The 6,491-nt window shown below is 71.9% G+C and carries 5 protein-coding genes; 1 reads left to right on the top strand and 4 read right to left on the bottom strand.

All coding sequences use genetic code 11. The features are described from left to right. Positions 1 to 103: 103 nt before the first annotated feature. The 4 genes from ABD308_RS39085 to ABD308_RS39100 all read right to left on the bottom strand — a co-directional run bounded on the left by ABD308_RS39085 (position 104) and on the right by ABD308_RS39100 (position 4,676). Positions 104 to 820 carry a nucleoside/nucleotide kinase family protein gene (locus ABD308_RS39085; protein WP_344345840.1) on the bottom strand — a complete coding sequence of 239 codons (717 nt, stop codon included), beginning with the start codon at positions 818 to 820 and terminating at the stop codon, positions 104 to 106. A gap of 13 nt (positions 821 to 833) precedes the next feature. Further along, positions 834 to 1,790: a S66 peptidase family protein gene (locus tag ABD308_RS39090; protein ID WP_344345842.1), complete on the bottom strand. Its 957-nt coding sequence runs from the start codon at positions 1,788 to 1,790 to the stop codon at positions 834 to 836. Between the two features lie 93 nt (positions 1,791 to 1,883). Beyond that, positions 1,884 to 3,002, bottom strand: coding sequence for a tryptophan--tRNA ligase (gene trpS / locus ABD308_RS39095; RefSeq protein WP_344345844.1), 1,119 nt, complete (start codon positions 3,000 to 3,002; stop codon positions 1,884 to 1,886). Between the two features lie 216 nt (positions 3,003 to 3,218). Then, positions 3,219 to 4,676 (bottom strand): APC family permease, encoded by a 1,458-nt coding sequence (locus ABD308_RS39100; protein ID WP_344345848.1) that lies wholly within the window; start codon positions 4,674 to 4,676, stop codon positions 3,219 to 3,221. A gap of 473 nt (positions 4,677 to 5,149) precedes the next feature. Here ABD308_RS39100 and ABD308_RS39105 point away from each other — a divergent pair, with 473 nt between their 5' ends. Further along, positions 5,150 to 6,271 carry an ABC transporter substrate-binding protein gene (locus ABD308_RS39105; RefSeq protein WP_344345846.1) on the top strand — a complete coding sequence of 374 codons (1,122 nt, stop codon included), beginning with the start codon at positions 5,150 to 5,152 and terminating at the stop codon, positions 6,269 to 6,271. Positions 6,272 to 6,491 lie beyond the last annotated feature (220 nt).

The following is a 6,491-nucleotide window of genomic DNA, read 5'->3' on the forward strand; positions in this document are numbered from 1 at the left end:
ACGACACGCCTCGGCCCGTAACCGGGAAGAGGTGGTGTTTCAGAGGATTGGCCGCTCCGGGACCGTCCGCGCAGACGCGTGTCCGGTGCTCCCAGCCGAGCGACTAGAGAACACTACGCCCATTCGGGGGCGAAGGCAAACGGCCCACCCGGACGATGCGGGTGCAGACCGCGCGGCCGGCCTTCACGTACTCGCCGTTGGGGTGGTCGTTGCCGGTGACCCAGTGGCGGGCGGCGGCTTCGTCGCGGCCGCCGGCGCGGTGGCGGCCGAGGAGTCGCGCCTCGCGGACGGTGTCGTCGGTCTCGACGTACCAGAGTTCGCGCAGCATTCGCCGGGCCTCCGGCCAGGGGTGGTCGGCGGCGGCGAGGTAGTTGCCCTCGGTGACGACCAGGCGGGTGTGCGGGTGGACCACGTGCCGGGCGGCCACCGGTTCGTCGAGGTCGCGGTCGAAGTCGGGGACGTAGATGTCCTGGAAGCGCTCGGCCTCGACCCGGCGCAGCAGAGCGACGTAGCCGTGGGCGTCGAAGGTGGCGGGTGCGCCTTTGCGGTGGCCGAGGCCGAGGCGGTCGAGCTGGGCGGCGGAGAGGTGGAAGCCGTCCAGCGGGAGGTAGGCGGCGCTGCCCGGGCCCTCCCGGCGTTCGACCTCGGTGACGAGGTGACGGGCCAGGGTGGACTTGCCTGCGCCGGGCGGGCCGGCGAGGCCGAGGATGGTGCGGGCGTCGCTGCCGGGGCCGCGCAGCAGGCCGAGGGCGAGGTCCGTGAGGCCGTCCGCGTCGAGGTCGGCCGTAGTGGATGTCCCCGTGGAGCGGTCCGCGTTCATGGGCGCACCCTATTCAGCGTTCGGCGAGGGCGGGAAGGTCGAGGGTGAGGGTGCCGGCGTCGGCGTCGAGCAGGGCGGGGACGCCGAGCGGGACGGTCAGGGTGGAGGGGCAGTGGCCGAAGCCCAGTTCCCAGATGATCGGTACGCCGAGCGGTCCGAGGCGGTCGAGCATGACGTCGCGGACCCGGTCGAGCGGGCCGCAGCCTTCCCAGGAGCCGAGGGCGATGCCGGTGACGCCGTCGAAGGCGCCGGAGCGCAGCAGCTGGGTGAGGAGGCGGTCGAGTTGGTAGGGGTGCTCGTTGACGTCCTCCAGGATGAGGATGCTTCCGGCGTAGGAGGGGCGGGCGGCGGGGGTGCCGCGTTCGGCGGTGAGGACGTGGGTGCAGCCGCCGGCGGTGATACCGCGGGCCCGGCCGGGGACGAGGGTGGCGGCGGTGGCCGAGGTGAGGACCGTCGTGGCGGCGGGGTCGAAGAGGGTGCGGCGCAGGTGTTCGGCGGTGGGGCCGTCCTCCAGGAGGGGGGTGCTGGTGCTCATCGGTCCGTAGAGGGTGGCGAGGCCGAGGTGTTGGGCGAAGGCCTCGTGCAGGGAGGAGACGTCGCTGAAGCCGATCAGGATCTTGGGCGGGACGGCGCGCAGGGCGTCCCAGTCGAGGAGGTCGACCATGCGGTGGACGCCGTAGCCGCCGCGGGCGCACATGACGGCGTCGACGGTGGGATCGAGCCAGGCGGCCTGGAGGTCGGCGGCGCGGTCGGTGTCGGTGCCGGCGAGGTGGCCGAGGACGGGGTGGGTGTCGAGGACGTGCGGGCCCACGGTGACGCGGAGGTCCCAGGAGCGCAGGAGGGCGGTGCCGGCGGCGAGCCGCTGGGGGTCGATGGGGCCGCTGGTGGCGACCACCGCGACGTGGTCGCCGGGGCGGAGGTGCGGCGGGCGGGTCAGTCCTCGGCCGGGGGTGGTCGGGTGCTGGTCCATGGCCGGGTTCCCTCCGGGGGGGGTGGTCGCGGGCGCGGGGTGGTCTCGGGGCCGGTGTCGGACCGGCCCCGAGAGGTTATGCCCCTGGCGGGTTCACAGTGATCCCATGACCTCGCGCACTTCGGCGAGGGTGGCGTCGGCGATGGCGTTGGCGCGTTCGGAGCCGGCGCGCAGGACGTCGCGGAGGTGGCCGCGGTCGGCGGCGAGTTCGGCGCGGCGGGCGCGGATCGGGCGGAAGTGCTCGTTGACGGCTTCGGTGACCGTGCGCTTGAGCGCGGCGGCGCCGCCGTCGCCGATCTCCTCGGCGACCTCCTCGGGGGTGCGGTCCTGGCAGAGGGCGGCGAGCAGGACGAGGTTGGAGACCTCGGGGCGCCCGGCGGGGTCGTAGGTGATGCGGCGGTCGGTGTCGGTCTTCGCGCCCTTGAGGAGCCGCGCGGTGGTGTCCTCGTCGGCGGCGAGCGGGATGGAGTTGCCGCGGCTCTTGCTCATCTTGCCGCCGTCGGTGCCGAGCAGCAGCGGGGCGGCGTCCAGGAGGGCCCGGGGGCGGGGGAAGACGGTGGTGCCGTCGGGGTGCGGGTAGCGCTCGTTGAACCGGCGGGCGACGGTGCGGGTGACCTCCAGGTGGGGCAGCTGGTCCTTGCCGACGGGGACCAGGTCGGCCTTGCAGAAGAGGATGTCGGCGGCCTGGTGGACGGGGTAGGTGAGCATCAGACCGTTGACGGCGGCCTGGCTGGAGTGGGCGATCTCGTCCTTGACGGTGGGGTTGCGGTGGAGTTCGGCGACGCTGACCAGGCTGAGGAAGGGCAGCAGCAGCTGGTTGAGGGCGGGGACGGCACTGTGGGTGAAGACCGTGGCGCGGTCGGCGTCGATGCCGGTGGCGAGGTAGTCCAGGACGAGGTTCTCGGTGTGCTCGGCGAGGCGGTCGGCGACGTCCCGGTCGGTGATGACCTGGTAGTCGGGGATGACCAGGAACATCTCGACGCCCAGGCGCTGGAGGCGGACGCGGTTGCGCAGGCTGCCGAAGTAGTGGCCGAGGTGGAGCGGGCCGGTGGGGCGGTCGCCGGTGAGGACGCGGTGGGCGGCCGGGTCGGCGCGAACGCTCTCGTCGAGGGCGTCGAAGCCGGCGAGGTCCGAGAGGTCGGCGAGGCCGGCGGTTTCGGTGTCGGTGTCGCTGGGACCGGTGGGCTCGGCGACGGCGGTGGTCGTGGTCACGGGGTTTCTCCTCGGTACGGCGGTGGTGGCGGCCGTCCGGGGCTCAGGGCCCGTCCCGTCGGAGAAACGCAGCAGGGCCGTCCATCCCGGACGGCCCTGGTCAGGCGTGGCTGGTGGCCGTCCTAGGACGGCCACCAGCTGAGACCCGCGAAGCGCTTCATGGGTTCGAGCATAGCGGGTGCCCGCTCGGGCCCGCAGTGGTTTCCCGGTCCGCCGTCAGTCCTCGACGATGAGGGCGGGCGTGTCCTTGCGGAGCGTCTCGCCGCGGAAGAACGCGGGCCGGTACACGCCGTAGACGAGCATCAGGACCGCGCCGAGCAGCAGGATGCCGACGCCGATGACGAACACCGAGCCGATGCCGAACACGGCACCGCTGCCGTAGCCCGGGTCCCAGGCGTCGGTGAGGGTCTGCAGGAAGACGGCGCTGAGCAGGACGCCGCCGAGCAGCGGGGCGATGCCCTTGACGACGAGGTCGCGCAGGCTGTCGCGGAGCGAGCGCCGGAAGTACCAGGCGCAGGCGAAGGCGGTGAGCGCGTAGTAGAAGCAGATCATCAGGCCGAGGGCCAGGATGGTGTCCTGCACGACGTTCTCGCTGATCACGCTCATGCCGACGTAGAAGACGGCGGTGGCGATGCCGGCGGCGACGGTGGCGAAGCCGGGGGTGCGGTGGCGCGGGTGGACGGTGCCGAAGCGCGGCGGCACGGCCCGGTAGGCGCTCATCGCGAGCAGGGTGCGGGCGACCGGGATGAAGGTGGTCTGCAGGCTGGCGGCGGCGCTGGCGACGACGGCCACGAAGAGCAGGATGCTCCACGGGGAGCCGAGCACCGGGCGGGCGAGGGCGGCGAAGACGTTGTCGGCGGTGTCGGGGTTGCCGAGGCCGGTGCCGGTGGTGCCGACGCCGGCGAACATCTGGGCGGCGATGGCGACCAGCAGGTAGGAGCCGACCAGGGTGACCATCGAGATCATCGCGGCGCGGCCCGGGGTCTTGGCGCTGCCGCTGGTCTCCTCGTTCATGGTGAGGCAGGTGTCCCAACCCCAGTACATGAAGATCGACAGGGACAGGCCGGCGGTGAACGCGCTGAACGAGCTCACCTCGAACGGGTTGAGCCAGGAGGCGGAGAAGCCGACCGAGTCGGGCAGGTCGCCGGCGGCGGCCTTGGCGATGGCGATGCCGGAGAACAGCAGCAGGACGGCCAGTTGGAGGCCGACCAGGCTGTACTGGAACCACTTGGTGGCCGTCATGCCGCGATAGCTCATCGCGGTGGCGGCGGCGATCAGCGCGACGACGGTGGCCAGGTGGACGGCCTTGTTGTCGTTGAGGTCGGCGACGGCGCCGTTGCCGGTCATCTCGCCGAGCATGAGGTACAGGAAGTCGGTGGCGACCCCGGCGAGGTTGGACAGCACGATGATCGTGGCGACCGTCAGTCCCCAGCCGGCCATCCAGCCGACCCGGGGGCCGAAGGCCTTGACCGTCCAGGTGAAGGACGTGCCGCAGTCCGGGAAGTCCTTGTTCAGTTCCTTGTACGCGAACGCGACGAGCAGCATCGGCAGGAAGCCGGCCAGGAAGACCGCGGGCATCTGGACGCCGACCGCGGTGACGGTCGGACCCAGGGTCGCGGTCAGGCAGTAGACCGGGGCGACCGTGGAGACGCCCAGGACCACGCTGCTCAGCAGGCCGACGGAGTTGCCCCGTAGGCCCTTGTCCCCCGCTGCCCCCGTCGCCCCCGCCGTCCCCGGCCCGGTGCCGGGGACTCCACCCGTGGCGCCACTGACCGGGGCACCCTGCGGAGCGGCGGGCGCCGTTGCCCGGCCGCTGCTTCCGTGCTCTGAGAGCTGCTGATCAAACACCAGCGCACCCTAGGTGCGGGTACCGACGGTTGAGTAGACCAACCTTGGGTGATCTGGGACACTCCCTTCGATTTGCCTGAGGGTGCCCAACTGTTGCCCGGTGATGCATGGGTTGTTAAGGCATGTACCTTTATTTCGAAGGGTCGTTACCGAATTGATTTGCCTGATATGCCACGGTTTGTGATGTTTCGGGGTCTCGGTTTCGCCCCCGTTCGGGCGGTGCGCCGGAAAGCCCGCCGGGGACGTCGGATAGGTTTGCCTCACCTAACCCCGACGCCTCATCCGTGAAGGAGCGCCGCGTGTCCCCCACCCCCGGCCACCAGACCGCCCCCCGCCCCACCCGCCGGAAGCTGCTCACCGCGGCCCTCACCGGCGGAGCCGTGCTCGGCCTCGGCGGGCTGCTCACCGCCTGCGGGTCGGACGGCTCCGGTTCCGGCGGCTCCGGCGGTTCCGGTTCCGGCGACGCGACGGCCAAGCCCTCCGGCGGCTCCACGCCGGACTCGAAGTCGGTCAAGCAGGGCGGCGACGACTACGCCACCGTGATCGAGAAGATGAAGGGCTTCGGCACCGACGCCGCCCCCGGCGTCTACCCCCGGACCATCAAGCACGCGATGGGCGAGACCGTCATCCCCGCCAAGCCCGTCCGCGTCGTGGTCCTCGACACCGGCGAGCTCGACAACGTCGTCTCCCTCGGCATCCAGCCGGTCGGCGTCGTCCACACCGAGGGCTCCAAGTCCATGCCGTCCTACCTCAAGGACAAGGCCGGCAGCCCGGCCAACGTCGGCACCATCAACAGCCTCAACCTGGAGGCCATCGCCGCGCTCAAGCCCGACCTGATCCTCGGCAGCCAGCTGCGCGCCCAGGACCAGTACGAGCAGCTCTCCAAGATCGCGCCGACCGTCTTCTCGCTGCGCCCGGGCTACCCGTGGAAGCAGAACTTCGTGCTCAACGCGACCCCGTTCGGCCTGGAGGCGGAGGCCAAGTCCCAGCTGGACGCCTACCAGGCGGCCGCCGCGGCGATCGGCGCCAAGCTCGGCGACAAGCGGCCGACCATCGCGCCGCTGCGCTTCATGCCCGGCAAGACCCGGCTGTACGCGGAGCTGTCCTTCATCGGCACCATCCTCATCGACGCGCAGCTGCCGCAGCCCAAGATCATGCAGGTCAAGGAGCTCGCGGTGGAGATCAGCCCCGAGCAGATCGACAAGGCGGACGCCGACTGGGTCTTCTACGGCGTCTACGGCACGCCCAGCTCCACCAACCAGGACGCGGTGCTCGGCGGGGCGCTGTGGAAGACGCTCGGCGCGGTCAAGTCCGGGCAGGCGCGTCCGGTCCCGGACGAGACCTGGTTCCTCGGCCTCGGCGTGGCCGCGGCCAACGTCGTCCTGGCCGATCTGAAGGGCTTCGTGGCGCCCGGCGCCTGACCGGCGCCCTCGGGGGGGGTGGCAGGGCCGAGGGCGCGTCAGGACGCGGGACGGGCGGGACAGATGGGACGGATGGGACGGATCGGCGCTGCGAGGCGCACGAGACGGAAAGGCGCTTGGAGCAGATCTCCCGGTGCGGGAGGATCGACGGCACCGAACCCCGAAGGGCCCGTGCCGATGACCACGCTCCACCAGACCGCCGCCGACCGCACCGCCGCCC

The organism is Kitasatospora putterlickiae, from assembly GCF_039527695.1.
In the GTDB taxonomy this organism is placed as follows: domain Bacteria; phylum Actinomycetota; class Actinomycetes; order Streptomycetales; family Streptomycetaceae; genus Kitasatospora; species Kitasatospora putterlickiae.

Coding starts and splice junctions, on each gene's coding strand:
- ABD308_RS39090 (WP_344345842.1), bottom strand. CDS start 1,790: ATGGACCAGCACCCGACCACCCCCGGCCGAGGACTGACCCGCCCGCCG.
- ABD308_RS39085 (WP_344345840.1), bottom strand. CDS start 820: ATGAACGCGGACCGCTCCACGGGGACATCCACTACGGCCGACCTCGAC.